This is a genomic window from Paenibacillus solisilvae, from assembly GCF_042656405.1.
Lineage (GTDB): Bacteria > Bacillota > Bacilli > Paenibacillales > Paenibacillaceae > Paenibacillus_Z > Paenibacillus_Z solisilvae.
This window is the reverse complement of sequence record NZ_JBHSOW010000072.1, coordinates 66685-83102: the sequence shown is the minus strand read 5'-3', so window position 1 is coordinate 83102 and position 16418 is coordinate 66685. Positions and strand designations below refer to the sequence as shown.

Here is a 16418-nt window from a genome sequence, read left to right as displayed (position 1 = left end):
ACCTCTCCTCGTTAACGTAATTATCTATCTACACTTAACAGGTGTCCACTTTTTATTCTAGCTCCAGAAATACAGTATAGGCAGCGGCTTCCATGAACGAGCCGTGGAATGATTAGTTAGTTGAAGTGACTTTTCTGCATGGGAGCCAGGGTTTGCTCATGTTCGAAGCTATACTGGTTTTTTCCAGTTAAATTCGCCGGATTGAGCTCATTTGAGCGGTTTTGGGCTTATTTAACTGTATGAAATACAGTATAACGGCCTTTCCGGGGCAATACGGGCGATATAACTGTATGAAATACAGTATAGGCAGCGGCTTCCATGAACGAGCCGCAAAATGGTTAGTTAGTTAGTTGAAGTGACCTTTCTGCATAGGAAGCCGGAGTTGGCTCATGGTCGAGGTGGCGCTGCAGCTCGCATCCTATCGCGTTGTCGCGCAGCTGCTGCTGCTCGCATCCTATTCACGTTGTCGCGCAGCTGCTGCTGCTCGCATCCTATTCGCGTTGTCGCGAAGCTGCTGCTGCTCGCATCCTATTCGCGTTGTCGCGCAGCTGCTGCTGCTCGCATCTTATCTTGCTGATTGGCTGCAGCGGTGTACAGCGTGCTCATGCTGGTTTGGCAATCTGAGCTGTGATTGGTTCAGATAGGAGCTGCCGCACCCTTACCTATTTATGCGGCATTCTATTAACTAGCTTAATTACCATCCCCTAAAGGAAATTCCCTTCTCATTTCCGCTGCACATACAGCCCGTCTGTCTCCGACCACTCCGCATACAGCACATCCTTAAACCGCATGATCCCCTGCTCTTTGAGCAGGGCCAGCAACCATTCTTCATCATGACCGATTTCCCGGAGCTCATCCCTTTGTATATAGCCTTGGTCCATCAGGATCCGAGGCAGACCGAGCGGCTTCACCGGCAGCTTCAGCTCCTCCCGGTTCGGGCTGTCGGCGCTGGACATTTTCATCACGCTGAGGTTGCCGTTCGTTTCGAAGATCGCATAAGCGACATCCTTCACGCTAAAGACGCTTTGCTCCCGCAGCAGCATGCCGACCTGATGCATATCCAGTTTATTGCGCTTCATCGCGCGCACATCAATGACACCATTGCGGATAATAATATCCGGCCTCCCGCTAAGCGGCACCGACAGCCATGGCAGCAGCTGCACGATTTTCTCAAGTGCCAGGGAAAGCACCATCCACAGCACGAGCGCATAGATGAGCATCATGAAATGAACCTCCCGGTCATAAATCGTGTTGCCCACCAGCTCGCTGAGCATCAAGGAGGAAATAAAGTCAAACGGTGTCAGCTGGGAGATCTCCTTCTTCCCCAGCAGCTTGGTCATCAGCCACAGACCGAAAAAAGCCGTTACAAGCTTCACTGTAATCATCGTATAATCCATGTCCCGCACCCGCTATCCTACAATAATCTATTTGTTTTTTACCCTGACCACTCTCGTATGAAGCTTAACATTCCCGGGAACAATTATTATTCAGTAAGCCATCTATTCTCTCTAAACCGTTGATCACAGCGCCCTAGACTTTCATTTAACCTGCTCATAACTGACATTTTGCTCCCCTCTTGTTTACTGTTTAAAATGTCAATTTCATTAACCCTGTTTCTATTCAGCACCGTTAACCATTTGCGTAAGCAGCGGCGAATACATCATCAGGGCATCATTTCCCGGTAATGAACGCATCCTTCACCAGCTTCCCTTCAAGGTTGAACACATACCTGTGAAGCACATTCTGCCGAACATAGCCGCCCCGGTATTGCTGCGAAATCCGGTGCTCTTTCTCATAAACCTGATAGGTATACAGCGGCAGTCATTCCAGTTTCTACTATATCAAGCCCGATTAGAGTTGAATAGCCAAGCAGGAATCAAAAAATGTTAAATCCTGCCGCCGGTATTTTTGCGATTGACATTTGATAGCTTCGGGAGTATAACAAGAATATTCCGATAAATTGAAACTCATTGATGGGAACACGCAGATTTGACCCGGCATCCTCCAGAGAGTCGACATTCCGCTGTAAGTCGACGTTTGCCACCGAATCATGCATCCTCCCTGAGAAGCCGTGCCGAACAGCTTTGAAAATTCCGCTTGCACGAGAGACTCTGCATGGCGGCGATCGTTCAAAGGAACAGGTAAGCACGGACGGTATCCACCGTTACATGGAGCGCGTATGCTGGTACGTGACAAAGCGCCGGGCTGCCTCTAGATGGAGTGCAGAGCGGAAGTAGGGTGGTAACGCGAGTTCAATCTCGTCCCTTGGGGGGACGGGATTTTTTTGTTTGCAATCAACCGCAATTGGGTGAAGAAGAAGGAGAGGTAGATGATAATGGGAAATGTATGGAATGACTATACTGCGCAAATGGTGGGTTTAACGGAGATTGCCCAGGCCCAGATGCACGTGAAGGAAGTGGCCCCTAGAACGCCGCTTCAGCATAACCGTGTATTATCCAACCGCTACGGCTGTACCGTGCTGCTCAAACGAGAGGATCTTCAGGTGGTGCGCTCCTTCAAGCTGCGCGGCGCTTATCATCTCATTAAGTCTCTTTCGCCGGAGCGGCTGGCCCGGGGCGTTGTATGCGCGAGCGCAGGCAACCATGCTCAAGGGGTCGCCTATTCCTGCCAAACCTTAGGCATTCCCGGCAAGATCTACATGCCAAGCACAACACCGCGCCAAAAGGTCAACCAAGTCGCCTTTTTCGGAGGACCGGATGTCGAGATCATATTGACCGGCGACACGTTTGATGATGCCTTCAGCGAAGCGATCGCTGCCAGCCGCAAGGATGATCTGGCCTTCATCCATCCGTTTGACGATCCGAAAATCATTGCAGGCAATGGAACGATCGGCAAAGAGATCATGGAAGCTGTGGAGCATGCACCGGACTATATTTTTGTGACGATCGGGGGCGGAGGCCTTGCAGCGGGCGTCGGCGCTTACGTGAAAGCCGTCTCGCCGAGGACGAAGCTGATCGGCGTTGAGCCTGAGGGCGCGCCATCCATGCGGTTATCATTGGATGCCGGAGAAGTGCTGACACTGGACACCATCGATAAGTTCGTTGATGGCGCAGCAGTCAAGCGGGTTGGGGATTTAAGCTTCCGCATGTGCCGTGAAATGCTCGATGACGTCGTTCTCGTTCCAGAAGGCAAAGCCTGCACGGTGATGCTTGACCTCTATAACGAGAATGCAATCGTGGCCGAGCCTGCCGGCGCTCTTCCCATCGCAGCGCTTGATTGCTACCGGGATCAGATTGCCGGCAAGACGGTAGTCTGCGTTGTAAGCGGCGGTAATAATGATGTGGACCGGATGCAGGAGATTAAGGAACGTTCGCTTATTTTTGAAGGACTGAAGCATTATTTCATGGTTAATTTCCCGCAGCGTGCAGGCGCTCTACGCGAGTTTCTCGACGAGGTACTTGGACCGGATGATGACATTACGCGTTTTGAATATACGAAGAAGCATAATAAGGACAATGGGCCTGCTCTGGTAGGCATTGAGCTGAAGCATCGGCAGGACTATGAACCTCTGATTGAACGCATGCACACAAAAGGGCTGCAGTTCTTAGAGCTGAACAAAGACCCTGTTCTGTTCAACCTGCTTATCTAATACCCTTTAAGAAATGACGGTTATTGCTGCACAGCTATCTAATCGTTTCAGAAGAAGCTATGCAGCATGCCTCATCACTTTTTACATAACTTTACCTGCCTTACAATGAATTTATAACCCGCTTATTCTCTCTTTACAGTTGTGCGGTATACTGGCGCTCTGGAGGTGTCTGTAGATGATTCATTCTTACAAGAACCGCAGTCCCAAACTTTTGATCCTGTATGCCTCTTACGGTGACGGCCACCTGCAGGCAGCGCGTGCGATTCGTGATGCGCTTGCCGACCGCGGGGTTGACCGTACGCTCCTCATTGATTTACTCGCCGAAGCCCATCCTTTTATTAACGAAATGACCAAGCGCGTCTATATGAAAAGCTATTCCCTCCTGCCAGGCTTGTACGGCTGGGTCTACGACCGGACGAAACCGATGAAGCACGATTCCCTCTTTGCCAGCTGGCTCCACTCCTTTGGAAAAGACAGTCTGCGCAGACTGCTGCAGGCCGAGCTGCCTGATGCGGTTATTCATACGTTTCCTATACTCGCCATGCCTGCGCTCAAGCAGCAGATCGGACTGCAAATTCCTACAGGTACCGTTATCACGGATTTCGATCTGCATCAGCGCTGGGTGCATCCGGAAATTGACCGCTATTACGTACCGACCGAGGATATGCAGCGCGAGCTGATTCTGCTCGGTATTCCCGAGCGGCGTATTTGCATAAGCGGCATTCCGATCAAGCGCGGTTTCCGCTCCCTTACTATTGACCCGGCACTGCGTTCGCGTTACGGTCTGCCGGCCGGACGGCCGGTCGTTCTCCTGATGGCCGGAGCTCAGGGCACGCTTCCAGACATGACAGAGCTCTTGTCCAAGCTGCTGCAGCAGCAAAGTTTTACCGTCGTCGTTGTTTGCGGAAGAAACGAAGCCCTCTCCTGCTTGCTGACCCAAATGTTCAGCGGCTTTATCGCAGCAAGGCAGCTCCATGTCTTGGGATATGTCGAGCCAATGCATGAGCTTATGGCGCTGGCTTCCTGTATTATTACCAAACCAGGCGGCGTCACACTCGCGGAGGCGCTGGCAAGCGGGTTACCGATCATTGCATACCGCCCCGTTCCCGGGCAGGAACGCAACAACGCTCTATATCTGGAAAATAAAGGCGCAGCCGCCATCGCCTACACCCCGGAGCAGCTATCCCACAAAATAATTGAACTCATCCATGATTCCAATCGTATTAGAAGTAGTAAAACAGCAATAATGAAGCTGCAGCGCAAGAACGCCGCGGATGTGGTCGCCTTGGACTTTTGTTCCCGCTTGCATATAATGGAAGGAGTGTCTGCAACCGCCAATCGATAGCGGAATGCATCAGACCAGCCAGAACAGCTTGTGGAAGAACAGGAGTGAGTCCAATTCGAAACCGCTGGTTCGGACCGGAAATGACGTTATTTTCGGTGATTTTATTTCTTGTGGAATTTGTCCGTGGAGCTGCTTTAATCAGCTTCCTCCCTATTTTTGGAGAAAAAACCCTTGATCTGTCACTCAATATCATTGGGGTTGCCATTACCGCACACTATCTGACGGATACGCTTCTCAAGATGGCGATCGGCTACCTGCTTGACCGTTTCTCTATTCGTTTTGTTGTCCAAGCCGGACTGCTGATCTCTTTGATCGGTATCGCGCTCTTCCCTTTCGCCTACATGCCATGGATCTTTATCGTCGCTGCAGCCCTTTATGGCGTAGGCATCTCACCGATTTGGATCGTCTGTCTGACCAAGGTATCGGAGGCGCACCGGGCCACGCAGATGGGATTTCTCTATACGATTTGGTTCGTGGGCATCGGCTCAGGACCGATAATCAGTAATATTCTGCTCGATTACAGTACGTCTATTACGTATTATCTGCTGCTTGGATTATCCTTGATCAGCTGGGTGCTTGCTTTATTCATCAGCAATACACGGACTTCAGCCGCCGTCTCCCTGCCCATTCGCGAGCAATTCACCATTTTGGTGGAGAGACTCCGGCATATGAAGCTGCTGCTCCCCGGCATGGTGCTGCAGACGATGGGGGCAGGTATGCTCGTTCCGATTCTGCCGAGCTTCGCCGAGGACAGGCTCGGTCTGAACGGCAAGCAGTATTCGCTGCTGCTGCTGGCCGGCGGTGCACTTACGGTGCTTGGGCTTATTCCACTCGGCCGATTATCTGACAAGCTCGGGGGGAAGAAATGGTTTCTCGTGCTCGGCTTCTGCTGTATCGGCGGGGAATTATACTTGCTTGGGCTTGAACCGCCGCTCTGGCAGTGCATGCTGCTGACAGGCGCACTAGGCCTTTCCTATGCTGCGCTGCTGCCCGCCTGGAACGCCCTGCTCGCCAATTATGTTCCCCCTATGCAGCAGGGACTGGGGTGGGGTATCTTCTCCACCGTCGAAGGTGTCGGAGGGATGATCGGTCCTGTCATTGGCGGATCTCTTGCAGCATGGCACGGACAGAGCGCTGTCGTCTGGTATGCCGCGGTCATGTATGCGTTTATTGGATTATTCTACATATGGTTTCCGTTCCGTGCTTTCACGGATAGCGGGCATGCCGCGAAATAATCAGGAGGATAATAAGCAATGATGAGTCACATCAAGGATTGGGTTCAAGAGCTCAAAGGGCTCGATCTGGAGCATCTACAGCGCACGCTTGAGAGCTATTCGGCCTATGGCCCTCTTCCTGGCATTGTTCTGCCATTGGCAGAATCCTTTCTGCCTATTCTGCCGCTGCTTGTCTTTGTGGCGGCCAACGCCAACATCTATGGACTTTGGCTGGGTTCCCTCTATTCCTGGTTGGGCGTATGCGCGGGTTCCATGCTCGTCTTTTGGGTTGCGCGAAAGCTCGGCGGGCGATTGGGCAAGTGGCTGCGGCGCCGCTTTCCCAAGGCATCCGGCGTCTTCAATTGGATTGAGCATAAAGGCTTCAGCCCGATCTTCCTGTTCGCCTGCTTTCCTTTCTCTCCATCCGCTCTTATAAATGTCTTATCCGGTTTAAGCAACGTCTCTTTCCGTTCGTTCGCGCTTGCGGTGCTGCTGGGCAAAGCCGTTATGATCTTCAGCATATCCCTGCTTAGCTTTAATATTTCGGATCTCATCAGAGAGCCTTGGAGGCTGATGCTGACCGGCGGAATCATCGTCGCCATGTGGTTCGGCGGCAAGAAGCTGGAAGCCTACCATAAAGTCAAATAATTCGAGAGGGCGTGCAGTCCGTTTGCGTGGTGGAATGTTTCCGCTTCTAAGTATGATGAATGCTGCGGCAACGTCAATCGTCCTCATGATTGCCGCTGCTCTTATCGGTGTAATGGTCGTTATGATCCGGCTGATGACTACCTCCGATGATGATGGTAAGTATAAGCAGCTTAGGGAATTCGTCGAGGCGCTCTTTGGTACGCCCGCACATCTGCGCCCTGAAAGCTCCGGCAATAAAGAGGCCGGCGCCGCCAAAGAGAAATCTGTTCACGCGGTATCTGCCGAGCCTTTCAGCGAGCCGTGTCCAGCATGCCAGGAAACCATAACGCAAGAGCATGAGGAATGCCCTTCCTGTGGACTTCGGCTGCTGTAATCTTCGGCCGGGTAACAGCTTAAATCAGTTTAAAAGAGCATGGAGCGTCCGCGTGAGCGGATCCTTCATGCTCTTCGTTGTTTCTAAAAGCGTGTACGGGATAACCGCAAACCGCAATTCCCCCAGCATAGTTTTCTTCCTCACGTGGCAAACTGTAGAAGGATTTTCTCTTCTTTAAATTGACCATCAGGAGGAACTTGAATGTCAGGCGAACAACCTTCCAACGTACAGCGCAAAGCAAGTCAGCAGCAGTCGAAGGCCGACCGAACAGGCGTAGGCAAGCAGCAAGCCAGTGAGGCGCAGTCCGAAGCCGATCACCGCGCTTACCCGAAGCACGGTCTATAGGACATGCTCTACTTAAATAGGAGGAGACAGCTATGAGCGAAGAGAAGGAGCATTTCCAGATGGACCCGCTCTCCGGCGAACCGGTCGAGGTCGACGGTGTCTACAAGAACGAATGGGGACGCGAGGAGAAGCTGGAGCGCGGAGACATCTTTCCGGCTGACCAGCAAATGGGCACAGCGGAATGGGAGCTGGTGGAGCTTGACTTCGATAATCATCACGAGGGCAGGACCGATCCCCGCATCGTTCCAAAGAAGAAGATCACGCAGAAGGAAGCTCACCTTCAGCATCCCCGCCGTCATCCGAAAATGGGCGACAACTAACCGGCTCTTCGAGCCAATAATCACCTGATTACACACTTACTTAAAACGCCCTTGTCCATCCAGCGTCAATTCGCTGCCGTACAAGGGCGTTTCCCATTTAGGCCTCTTCCGTCTCTGCTTCCTCGCGCTGCAGCACTTGATCTGAAATCCGGTCAAGCCTGCGCAGATGGTAACCATACTCGAAGATAGCCGAAGCCACGAATACGAGCCGTTTGTGCTCGTCGGGATCCTCAATCAGATAGTCTGTCAGCTGTTTGATCAGTCTGGCCTCGCGTTCTTCTTCCGGCTCAATGGATACATGGGCTTTCATTTTTCCCTCAAGCTTTAACAACAGCTGCTCGTGGTACTTCGTAAGCTCCTCGATTTGGCTGTCGAACCGCTGCGCCCATTCCCCAGCCCGTGGAGCCGAGAAATAATGCTCCTCCACCACATCAAGCAAATCAACCCCTTGGCTGAGCACCTTGATGAGCTGCTTGGACAGCAGCAGCTGCCTCGCGCGGGCTTGCCTGCGGCTTGGGAGAAGCGCACGCTCCTCTTCAAATACCGCATAGCGCTCCTGGAGCTTGAGAAGCGTATGATGCAGCTTCTCCGTTTCCTTGCGGTGGATGTCTTCCTTCATTTCATTCGAGATCGCCATCCGCAGCAGCAGGGAAAGCTGGCTGTAGGCCTGGTGCACCTGTTCAATAAACTGCTTGCGCGGACGCGGCGGGAACAGCAGCACATTAACGGCAAAAGCCGCTCCCATACCTGTCAAAACCATGGAGAAACGCTGCAAAGCAAACAGCCAGCCCTCCTGATTGGCCTCCATCACCGCAACGACCGTCACCAAAGTAAGTCCGATCGTGTTTTCCATGCGAAGACGAATACTAATTAAGATCACAATGATACAAACCAGGCCAACAGCAATCGCCGTCTGCCCGAACAGCTTGACCGCCGTAATCGCTACAGCTGCTCCGAGAAAGTTTGTTTGCAGCTGGTCGGTAATCTGCTGCCAGGAACGGGATATCGAGGGCTGTATCGTAAATATGGCAGCGACCGCTGCGATAATCGGCGATGGGAAGCCAAGCAGCGTACTGAGATAGACGGCAAGCGCAACGGCCATCCCGGTTTTCAATACGCGGGCGCCAATCGTCATGTACGTCTCACCTGCCCCTGAGCTTCGGCATGCAGCGTGACAGCCGTGTCCGCGACAGCTTGTCCATTAACCAATAGATGAAGCTGATGAACGCCCGGATAATGCTTGCGGGTCGTCAAATCCTTCCAATCCAGCTGCTTCAAGCCTTCGATCCTCTGACTTGCGGCCACGGTTCGATCGATCAGCAAAAACCGCTTCTGCGAAGCTTTGCCGCTTGCCTTTACATAGTCAACGCCAAGCTCCACACGCAGCCGCAGCGGTTCTTCCGAGCGCAGGGAAATCCAATAGTTCAGCTCCGATTTCTCACCGATTGAGACCTCAGCCTCGCGCGCTACAAGGGCTGCCCCCTCTACAGAATCCGCAGCGGCGTCTCCTTCATAGCCGAAGAAAGCCATGACCGACGGATCAGCGGCCTTTAGAAGCGATCTGCAGCCGCGACGGATAATCCAATCCGTCCATTCATGCCGGCCCGTCCACCGGGCAGCTAAATCCCGCACGATGTCCGGGTGATCTTTGGCGATATCGTTCATATTATTGGCGACGCTCTTGCGCACATAGAGCGAAGGATCACATTTGAGCTGCTCCAGTATCGGCAGTATAGCCGAAGGATCGCGTTTAAACATCGGCAGCGCAGGCGCCCAAGGCAGTCTTGGCCGGCAGCCTTCAGTCGCAAGGCGGCGGACATGCTCGTTATCGCTGGCCGCCCATTCGAGCATCCGGGCCATGGTCCGGTCAGTCTGCGCGAGTATAAACGGCCGAATGGCGAACTCCGCAGAGGATCGCGCTGTGAACCGCTCCAAGGCATGCATGGACAGCTCCCACTCACCCAGCCCGTAGACTTCAACAAAGTCCGGGAAGAACAAATAGGGGAATCCCACGCAGCGTTCGTCGATCGCATACAAGACACCGAGCGCTTCTTTATAGTCAGCGGGCAGCGTGCTGCCGAGCGATTCCGTGATTCTCCGCATTCTGCCCTTAAGCTCTAATTGTTCCCAGCCCTTATCCAAGGTGAGTCCTACAAAACGTCCGGCGTCAAATTCAGCCCATCCCGATTGAACGAGCGCTCCAAATGCTGTGATAAATGATTGATTATACATTGCCTTCAATGGTTCGGCCATCTCTCTTTATCGCCTCCTCCCGTTATTATAGCTGATTCTGCAAGCTCAGCAAAAGCATGACCTGTCTGCCAAGGCTGCAGGCTTGTACTCTCAGACTTTTATAATCGGCGGCAAGCTGTACGCAGAAAAAGCCGGTTACCGCATGTTTCTGCTGCAGTAACCGGCTCTTCTTCCGTCCGTTCATTAACGGCTTTCGCTCTCCTGAAGAGGGCGATGAATGGGCGTGACCTTCCCGTTCCTGCTCTGGGCCGCTTCCAGCCGTTCAAAAGGCCTTGAGTAAGGCAGGCAGATTTCAAACGTGGTGCTGACGCCTATAGAGCTGTGCACCTTTATTCTGCCCTGGTGGTTATCCACGATTTTGTAGCTGACCATAAGCCCAAGTCCCGTTCCTTTTTCCTTGGTCGTATAGAAGGGCTGGCCGATCTTAGAGAGCTGCTCCTCCGGAATGCCGGGTCCGTAATCCTCGATTCGCACGACAGCGAGGTCGCCTTCCCGTATGCACCTCACATTGATTCGGCCGCCGCCCTGCATCGCATCGATCGCATTCTTAAGCACATTAATGAATAGCTGCTTGAGCTGATTCTCCACACCAAATACCCATAGCGGCTCCTCACTAATAATCGAATCAATCTCAATATTGTTCAGTATTGCCTGTGCTTCAAGCAGTATGACCGTATCATTCACAATTTGCCGGATATCCTTATGGACAAGCTCATAGATCTGAGGTTTCGAGAGCATCAGCAGCTCGCTTACAATCGACTCAATTCGGATCAGCTCGGATTTCATAATGTCATAATAATTTTTGCTGCTGTTGCGTCCGGAAGCAATCAGCTGCAGGAAGCCTTTTAAGGAGGTCAACGGGTTGCGAATCTCATGAGCGATTCCTGCAGCCAGCTGACCGGCTACATACAGCTTCTCGGAATTAATGAGCAGCTCTTCATTCTTCTTGCGCTCCGAAATATCCCGAATAATGAATTGATAGACCGGTTTACCCGATTGATTCGTGCAGGTCTCCACCACTTCCGTATAAAGCTGCCTGCCTTCTACGGTATACCAGTCTAGTTCTATGGGTCCCTGACGCCCTCCTTGACCCGTAACTTGAAGCATCCGCTTCATGACGTTATGGAACTTGGGTTGGAGGTTGATGTAGATGCTTTTGCCGAGCAAGTCCTTCTCGCTCTGCGCCTCAAACATCTGAAGCCCCGAAGTGTTAACATATTCCCACTGCTCGTTGCGTATGACCGCGATCATATCAATGGAATGCTCAACCAGCAGCTTATATCGTTCATTCATGGCGTTATATCGGCGGTCGACGAATCGCGCAAGCAGGCTGATGGCAAAAATGACCAGCGTAGCCATACCGAGGACGACGGCAAGCAATCTCATGTATTCATTCAGTCGATCCGTAGTCAGAACAGCCGTATATACAGCCGTGAACGCTTCAATCCCCACCACCTGCATGACGAAATTAGCCAGACCAATCATCACTCCAGGAAGCAGCAGATAAACCCCCTGTTTGTGCACGTAGAGGTAGAAGGAGCAAAGCGCCCCCATAAACCCGATTACAAAAGCAACCGCAGCCAGTCCCATGTGAATATCGACACGCTGAATTTGGCCGCTCAACAGACTCGAGTAAATCAACATGTTCATTCCCAGCGACATTAACAAGCCGCTGCCCAGCAATCTCGGCATGAAAGACATGCTTGAACCCAGCACCTGAAAAGCGGAATATGCACAAGCCATGATGAACAGCAGCTTCAAAATCGAGGTCCAGTCAATCGTAATCATGGAATCCGTCGTCAGCAGCATGATGAAATGGCTGACCCAAAGCCCAAGTCCGTAAACCACTGCTCCGCTGAGCAGCCAATAATGCCGCAATACCCGGACAAGCATCAAATGACCGATCATGTTGTACATGGTAAACGAAGCGAATAAATTAATAGCCAGCGCCAGAAGCAGAAACATCCATTTGTCAGAAACGATAAGTTCGCTCATACCTAACCCCGATTACAAAATTTTCTATGTATGATTTCTACAAATTCGACATTTTTCCAAAAAATCCTTTTTTCTTTGACATGAAACTTCCGGTTGAACAGCAAATCTAGCAGCCCTGCCCGATCTATAGTCTACGGCGTGCGCGGATCATGTATAATAGATTCATTGAAATCGCAAGGAGAGGATAGAACTTGGTGAAAATTTTAAAGGAATTCAAAGAATTCGCGGTTCGCGGCAATGTGCTCGATCTCGCGGTCGGAGTCATTATCGGGGGCGCATTCGGAAAAATCGTAACTTCAATGGTTAATGATATTATCATGCCTCCAATAGGAAAACTGCTTGGCGGCTTGCCCTTGGCAGATATGTATTATAGTTTTGATACGGATAAAGTACCGGAAGGAGCAACGGCGGCACATACGCTTGAAACGGCCAGGAAGTATGGGCAAGCCGTTATCGCTTACGGGAATTTCATTAATGTCGTCCTGGATTTTACAATCGTCGCTTTCTGCGTCTTCTTAATCGTCAAGGGTGCGAATGCTCTCCGCCGCTTCCAGCTCAAGGAACCCGAGGTCGAGCCGCCGGCACCGACCGAGAAGGAATGCCCATTCTGCTTGTCCAAGATTCCGGTGAAGGCAACGCGCTGCGGCCACTGCACCTCGCACTTGAAGGATGAATCCGATGAGCTCGAGGGAGGCTTCGCTTAAATCGTGATGGGCGATCATTCCGATTCACCCGTAAGGGAAGAATTCTTCGACATCTATGACGAAGCCAGGCAGCCTATCGGCACCGCAAGCCGCAGTGAAGTGCATGCCAAAGGCTATTGGCATCGCTCCATTCACTGCTGGCTGGCCCGAAACGACAACAGCCGCAAGCTGGTTATGTTCCAGCTGCGGCACGCGGATAAAGATACTTTTCCCAGCTGCTTCGACATTACCGCCGCCGGACATCTCCAAGCCGGCGAAACGATGGAGGAGGCGGCAAGAGAACTCGAAGAGGAGCTCGGCATTCAGGCCGCCTTCGATACACTCCTGCCGCTTGGCCATACAAGGAAAGAAGCAGTCGGCACCGCGCGCGGAATCCCGTTCATCGACCGGGAAATCAGCGAGGTCTTCGGCTTCGTTTATGACGCCCCTCCTGCATCACTTCGGCTGCAGACTGAAGAAGTGGCCGGTGTGTATGAAGCCGAGCTTGCGGCGATGATTGCTTTGTTTGAAGGGAAGACGGAGCAATTGATCGCTGAGGGTGTCGAGCCGGGCCCGGACGGTGTTCTAAGAGAATCCGCCCGCCTTGTGCAGGCTTCAAGCTTTGTGCCAAGACAGGCTTCGTACTATATCGATGTTTTCCGCGCTTTATTGAAGATCGTATAAGAGACCGTGATGCAGCAGGAAGTATGCTGCTTGCGGTCTTTTTTCTGCTGCTTGACAGGCTTGCTTCGCTCCCCGGCGGAGCCGTTTCACCCGTCCTCCGACTGCCCGGATGCTTGCTTGATTTTCCCCGCGCCTTCTGACCGCGCACAGCAAGCGAGGTCTTGCCTTCACCTTCGCTGCCGCGATGTCCCATTGCCCGTTCCCATTGCTGGTACCACTGATCAATCAGACCGTGAATGTTATAGAACATCGTGCTCTGCGGAGCAATGTCAAAGTCATTTAATGCCTCTTCGCCATAAATCCGGGCTGCTTCCTGATGGATGCACCCATGCAGATTCGAGCTTTCCAGAAAGATGCCCAGTTCATCCGCCGATGCAAAGGATCGCGGATTAAAGCGAACGCGGTATTCCGCATTTTGATCATAGCAGCGGGAATTCCTTATCGCCTCCGGCACGCCTTGCCATGCGCTGACTAGTCCTTGATTGTATCCCTGCTGGCTGTACCACTGCAAAACCTTCTGAATATATTGCCGGTGGAAATCGAGAAATTCCTGTCCATATCCCATTGGTAAGTTCGACAAATCATTATGATGATGAGAATGATGCCAGCGTTTATGCTCCTCCAGGAGTGACGCCGGAAAATTCGGTATATTAGGCATGACCTTTCCTCCTGACTTGGAACCGTTCACCTTCAGTTTATGCCGTGATCCCGTTATCCGTTCGAACAAATCGGGCTTATGTTTGGCGCAGCTCTTGATCGTTCATACACAACAAAAAACCGCCAACGCAAGATGCGTCGGCGGTTTCAATTGGACGAGAAGGAAGGCCTAATTCACATTAGCAAAAAAAACGGTTGCTTCTGTTTACGTTGCTAAGGTTTCTGCAGTTTCCGCCGGATACGCAAATATCGAACGTAATACGGACGTTACAGCAGTCTCCGAATACGCAGCTGATGCGTACACAAGAGAAATTGCCTTGGTTAAAGAAAGCCACTACGTTACAGTTGGAACCGATAAGTTCGTCTACCCCTTTGCGGTTTTTACAACGGATAGCACGAACCAATTTAGCTGCGACACGTTCATTTTTGAGTTGACAGAACAGATCGCTCAGATCTGCACCTGCTTCTTGCATAGCATCAACTGCTTGATCCTTTTGTTTACAACAGCTGTTGTTGGAAATGCGGGCACGGCTTCCAGTACGGACGGCTTTGACATTTTTAAAACTTACTTTAGCTGACACCGGATCTTCCTCCTTTCAAGCGAGCTTACATTAATCTATGAGAAGGAGGGGGTCTTGGAATGGACAAGAGATAACTGTCAATCGCATATTCGAAATCCCTGTTACTCCAGCTAGAGTAATGCCTTCCACGTGTTATGCCTATACGGGAAACAGTTTTATTTGTGATCTTTTGTGCTCTGTAAGAATTGACTATATAATAGAATGATGCAAGATTATGTCGACTAACCGTGAACGCGATGAACGGTTAACCTCAATTTGTTAGGAGTGTTCGGTTTTTCATGCTGTTTAATTCCTATGTCTTTATTTTTGCCTTTTGGCCGATTACGGTCGTCGTCTATTTTCTGCTCAACCGGTTCCGGTTCGTTTTTGCGGCAAAATGCTGGCTTGCTCTATCCTCCCTATTCTTCTACAGCTGGTGGAATGTCAATTACCTGCCGCTAATGCTGGGTTCCATCGCCTTCAACTACCTGGTCGGCCGGTTGCTGCAGACAGCGGGACCTGATGCAGGCAAGCGCCCGGAGGATCAGCCTCCAAAGCGCATAAGGCTGCGCAAATCCCTGCTGATCTTTGGGATTACCGGTAACCTCCTGCTGCTTGCGTATTATAAATATGCGGACTTCTTCCTGACGAACGTATCCGAGCTTACCGGACATGATTTTCCGCTGCTCGGTCTTATTCTCCCGCTTGGGATCAGTTTTTTCACCTTCACGCAGATCGCTTATCTCGTGGATGCCTACAGGAGCAAGGCCCGCGAATACAATGTCGTCAGCTATGTGCTCTTCGTTACGTTCTATCCGCATCTGATTGCAGGACCGATTCTGCATCACAGCGAGATGATGCCGCAGTTCGACAGACTGCGTGGTAAGATCTGGAATTGGCGCAATGCCTCCAAAGGGATCTATATCTTCTGCATCGGTCTGTTCAAGAAAGTCGTTATCGCCGATACGTTCGCGGAGTATGCCAACGACGGGTTTGCAAGCGCAGTCCATTTTGTTGATTCATGGGTGGCCTCCCTCTCGTATACGTTCCAGCTATATTATGATTTCAGCGGCTATACGGACATGGCCATCGGAGCGGCGCTGCTGTTCAATATCAAGCTGCCGCAGAACTTCAACTCGCCTTACAAGGCGCACAGTATCCAAGACTTCTGGCGGCGCTGGCATATGACACTCAGCCGCTTCCTGCGGGATTATATCTATATTCCGCTCGGCGGCAACCGGCATGGGGAATTCAAGATGCTTCGCAACCTGGTCATCACGTTCCTGCTCGGCGGTCTATGGCATGGAGCCGGCTGGACTTTCTTATTCTGGGGATTCCTCCATGGCTTCGGACAAGTCATCCACCGGTTCTGGGGCAAGACCGGCATCAAGATGCCGCACTGGCTCGCTTGGTTTATCACCTTCATGTTCATCAATGTCACCTGGGTCTTCTTCCGGGCAAAGAATTGGGGAGAATCCATTCGTATTCTGAAGGGGATGACAGGGCTCTCCGGCATCACATTCTCAGGTGTTACGACGCTTGCGCCGGTTATTCTGCTGATTGTGATCTTTCTGCCCATTGTGGTTTTTGCATCTAATTCATCCGAGAGAATGGAGAGCTTCCGCCCCACCTGGAGAACCGCGCTCTTCATTGCCGTCTTGTTCATTGTGTCCTTGCTGTATTTCAACCGTATTAGTGAATTCCTGTATTTCAACTTCTAAGAAAGGCGGA

At 51.6% G+C, this 16418-nt stretch carries 18 protein-coding genes; 11 read left to right on the top strand and 7 right to left on the bottom strand.

The features are described from left to right. Positions 1–389: 389 nt before the first annotated feature. Positions 390–644: a hypothetical protein gene (locus ACFPYJ_RS20150; RefSeq protein WP_379189994.1), complete on the top strand. Its 255-nt coding sequence runs from the start codon at positions 390–392 to the stop codon at positions 642–644. Between the two features lie 78 nt (positions 645–722). On the opposite strand, the gene ACFPYJ_RS20145 is transcribed toward ACFPYJ_RS20150, so the two are convergent. Beyond that, positions 723–1397 carry a YetF domain-containing protein gene (locus tag ACFPYJ_RS20145; RefSeq protein WP_379189992.1) on the bottom strand — a complete coding sequence of 225 codons (675 nt, stop codon included), beginning with the start codon at positions 1395–1397 and terminating at the stop codon, positions 723–725. 938 nt (positions 1398–2335) lie between these two features. On the opposite strand from ACFPYJ_RS20145, the gene ilvA reads away from it, so the two are divergent. From ilvA to ACFPYJ_RS20110, 7 genes are all read left to right on the top strand, one after another. Beyond that, positions 2336–3610 carry a threonine ammonia-lyase IlvA gene (gene ilvA, locus ACFPYJ_RS20140; RefSeq protein ID WP_379189991.1) on the top strand — a complete coding sequence of 425 codons (1275 nt, stop codon included), beginning with the start codon at positions 2336–2338 and terminating at the stop codon, positions 3608–3610. 175 nt (positions 3611–3785) lie between these two features. Then, positions 3786–4955, top strand: coding sequence for an MGDG synthase family glycosyltransferase (locus tag ACFPYJ_RS20135; RefSeq protein WP_379189990.1), 1170 nt, complete (start codon positions 3786–3788; stop codon positions 4953–4955). Between the two features lie 44 nt (positions 4956–4999). After that, positions 5000–6190 (top strand): MFS transporter, encoded by a 1191-nt coding sequence (locus tag ACFPYJ_RS20130; RefSeq protein ID WP_379189988.1) that lies wholly within the window; start codon positions 5000–5002, stop codon positions 6188–6190. A gap of 18 nt (positions 6191–6208) precedes the next feature. Beyond that, the gene (locus ACFPYJ_RS20125) at positions 6209–6817 is read left to right on the top strand and encodes a TVP38/TMEM64 family protein (RefSeq protein ID WP_379189987.1); all 609 of its coding nucleotides are present in this window, start codon (positions 6209–6211) and stop codon (positions 6815–6817) included. A 22-nt stretch (positions 6818–6839) separates the two neighbouring features. Further along, entirely contained in the window at positions 6840–7190 is a 351-nt protein-coding gene (locus tag ACFPYJ_RS20120) for a hypothetical protein (RefSeq protein ID WP_379189986.1), read from the top strand. 201 nt (positions 7191–7391) lie between these two features. Beyond that, positions 7392–7535: a hypothetical protein gene (locus tag ACFPYJ_RS20115; protein WP_379189985.1), complete on the top strand. Its 144-nt coding sequence runs from the start codon at positions 7392–7394 to the stop codon at positions 7533–7535. Positions 7536–7567: 32 nt separating this feature from the next. Further along, positions 7568–7855 (top strand): transposase, encoded by a 288-nt coding sequence (locus tag ACFPYJ_RS20110; protein ID WP_379189984.1) that lies wholly within the window; start codon positions 7568–7570, stop codon positions 7853–7855. 97 nt (positions 7856–7952) lie between these two features. Here ACFPYJ_RS20110 and ACFPYJ_RS20105 read toward each other — a convergent pair whose 3' ends face one another. From ACFPYJ_RS20105 to ACFPYJ_RS20090, 4 genes are read right to left on the bottom strand one after another with little or no spacing between them, the layout of a single operon-like run. Beyond that, the gene (locus ACFPYJ_RS20105) at positions 7953–8990 is read right to left on the bottom strand and encodes an FUSC family protein (protein ID WP_379189983.1); all 1038 of its coding nucleotides are present in this window, start codon (positions 8988–8990) and stop codon (positions 7953–7955) included. Continuing rightward, complete coding sequence (locus tag ACFPYJ_RS20100; protein ID WP_379189982.1) at positions 8987–10108, bottom strand: DNA alkylation repair protein; 1122 nt, start codon at positions 10106–10108, stop codon at positions 8987–8989. Before ACFPYJ_RS20100 ends, ACFPYJ_RS20105 begins: the two co-directional genes overlap by 4 nt. A 25-nt stretch (positions 10109–10133) precedes the next feature. Beyond that, the gene (locus ACFPYJ_RS20095) at positions 10134–10292 is read right to left on the bottom strand and encodes a hypothetical protein (protein WP_379189981.1); all 159 of its coding nucleotides are present in this window, start codon (positions 10290–10292) and stop codon (positions 10134–10136) included. Continuing rightward, positions 10292–12103 carry an ATP-binding protein gene (locus ACFPYJ_RS20090; RefSeq protein ID WP_379189980.1) on the bottom strand — a complete coding sequence of 604 codons (1812 nt, stop codon included), beginning with the start codon at positions 12101–12103 and terminating at the stop codon, positions 10292–10294. Before ACFPYJ_RS20090 ends, ACFPYJ_RS20095 begins: the two co-directional genes overlap by 1 nt. A gap of 194 nt (positions 12104–12297) precedes the next feature. Here ACFPYJ_RS20090 and mscL point away from each other — a divergent pair, with 194 nt between their 5' ends. Further along, a complete protein-coding gene (gene mscL, locus ACFPYJ_RS20085; RefSeq protein WP_379190002.1) occupies positions 12298–12807 on the top strand; it encodes a large conductance mechanosensitive channel protein MscL in 510 nt (169 codons plus the stop codon). Between the two features lie 6 nt (positions 12808–12813). After that, positions 12814–13470, top strand: a complete 657-nt coding sequence (locus ACFPYJ_RS20080; protein ID WP_379190001.1) for an NUDIX hydrolase — start codon at positions 12814–12816, stop codon at positions 13468–13470. Here the strand turns inward: ACFPYJ_RS20080 and ACFPYJ_RS20075 are convergent. Next, positions 13453–13641 carry a hypothetical protein gene (locus ACFPYJ_RS20075; RefSeq protein ID WP_379189979.1) on the bottom strand — a complete coding sequence of 63 codons (189 nt, stop codon included), beginning with the start codon at positions 13639–13641 and terminating at the stop codon, positions 13453–13455. The genes ACFPYJ_RS20080 and ACFPYJ_RS20075 overlap by 18 nt on opposite strands. Positions 13642–14306: 665 nt before the next feature. Further along, complete coding sequence (locus tag ACFPYJ_RS20070; protein WP_379189978.1) at positions 14307–14708, bottom strand: hypothetical protein; 402 nt, start codon at positions 14706–14708, stop codon at positions 14307–14309. A gap of 278 nt (positions 14709–14986) precedes the next feature. Between ACFPYJ_RS20070 and ACFPYJ_RS20065 the strand changes: the two genes are divergently transcribed. Further along, positions 14987–16408: an MBOAT family O-acyltransferase gene (locus ACFPYJ_RS20065; protein WP_379189977.1), complete on the top strand. Its 1422-nt coding sequence runs from the start codon at positions 14987–14989 to the stop codon at positions 16406–16408. The last annotated feature ends 10 nt before the right edge of the window (positions 16409–16418 follow it).

Excerpts from the sequence above, each read along its gene's own strand:
- ACFPYJ_RS20150 (WP_379189994.1), top strand. The coding sequence starts at position 390 with ATGGTCGAGGTGGCGCTGCAGCTCGCATCCTATCGCGTTGTCGCGCAG.
- ACFPYJ_RS20145 (WP_379189992.1), bottom strand. The coding sequence starts at position 1,397 with ATGGATTATACGATGATTACAGTGAAGCTTGTAACGGCTTTTTTCGGT.
- ilvA (WP_379189991.1), top strand. The coding sequence starts at position 2,336 with ATGGGAAATGTATGGAATGACTATACTGCGCAAATGGTGGGTTTAACG.
- ACFPYJ_RS20135 (WP_379189990.1), top strand. The coding sequence starts at position 3,786 with ATGATTCATTCTTACAAGAACCGCAGTCCCAAACTTTTGATCCTGTAT.
- ACFPYJ_RS20125 (WP_379189987.1), top strand. The coding sequence starts at position 6,209 with ATGATGAGTCACATCAAGGATTGGGTTCAAGAGCTCAAAGGGCTCGAT.
- ACFPYJ_RS20115 (WP_379189985.1), top strand. The coding sequence starts at position 7,392 with ATGTCAGGCGAACAACCTTCCAACGTACAGCGCAAAGCAAGTCAGCAG.
- ACFPYJ_RS20110 (WP_379189984.1), top strand. The coding sequence starts at position 7,568 with ATGAGCGAAGAGAAGGAGCATTTCCAGATGGACCCGCTCTCCGGCGAA.
- ACFPYJ_RS20105 (WP_379189983.1), bottom strand. The coding sequence starts at position 8,990 with ATGACGATTGGCGCCCGCGTATTGAAAACCGGGATGGCCGTTGCGCTT.
- ACFPYJ_RS20100 (WP_379189982.1), bottom strand. The coding sequence starts at position 10,108 with ATGGCCGAACCATTGAAGGCAATGTATAATCAATCATTTATCACAGCA.
- ACFPYJ_RS20095 (WP_379189981.1), bottom strand. The coding sequence starts at position 10,292 with ATGAACGGACGGAAGAAGAGCCGGTTACTGCAGCAGAAACATGCGGTA.
- ACFPYJ_RS20090 (WP_379189980.1), bottom strand. The coding sequence starts at position 12,103 with ATGAGCGAACTTATCGTTTCTGACAAATGGATGTTTCTGCTTCTGGCG.
- ACFPYJ_RS20080 (WP_379190001.1), top strand. The coding sequence starts at position 12,814 with ATGGGCGATCATTCCGATTCACCCGTAAGGGAAGAATTCTTCGACATC.
- ACFPYJ_RS20065 (WP_379189977.1), top strand. The coding sequence starts at position 14,987 with ATGCTGTTTAATTCCTATGTCTTTATTTTTGCCTTTTGGCCGATTACG.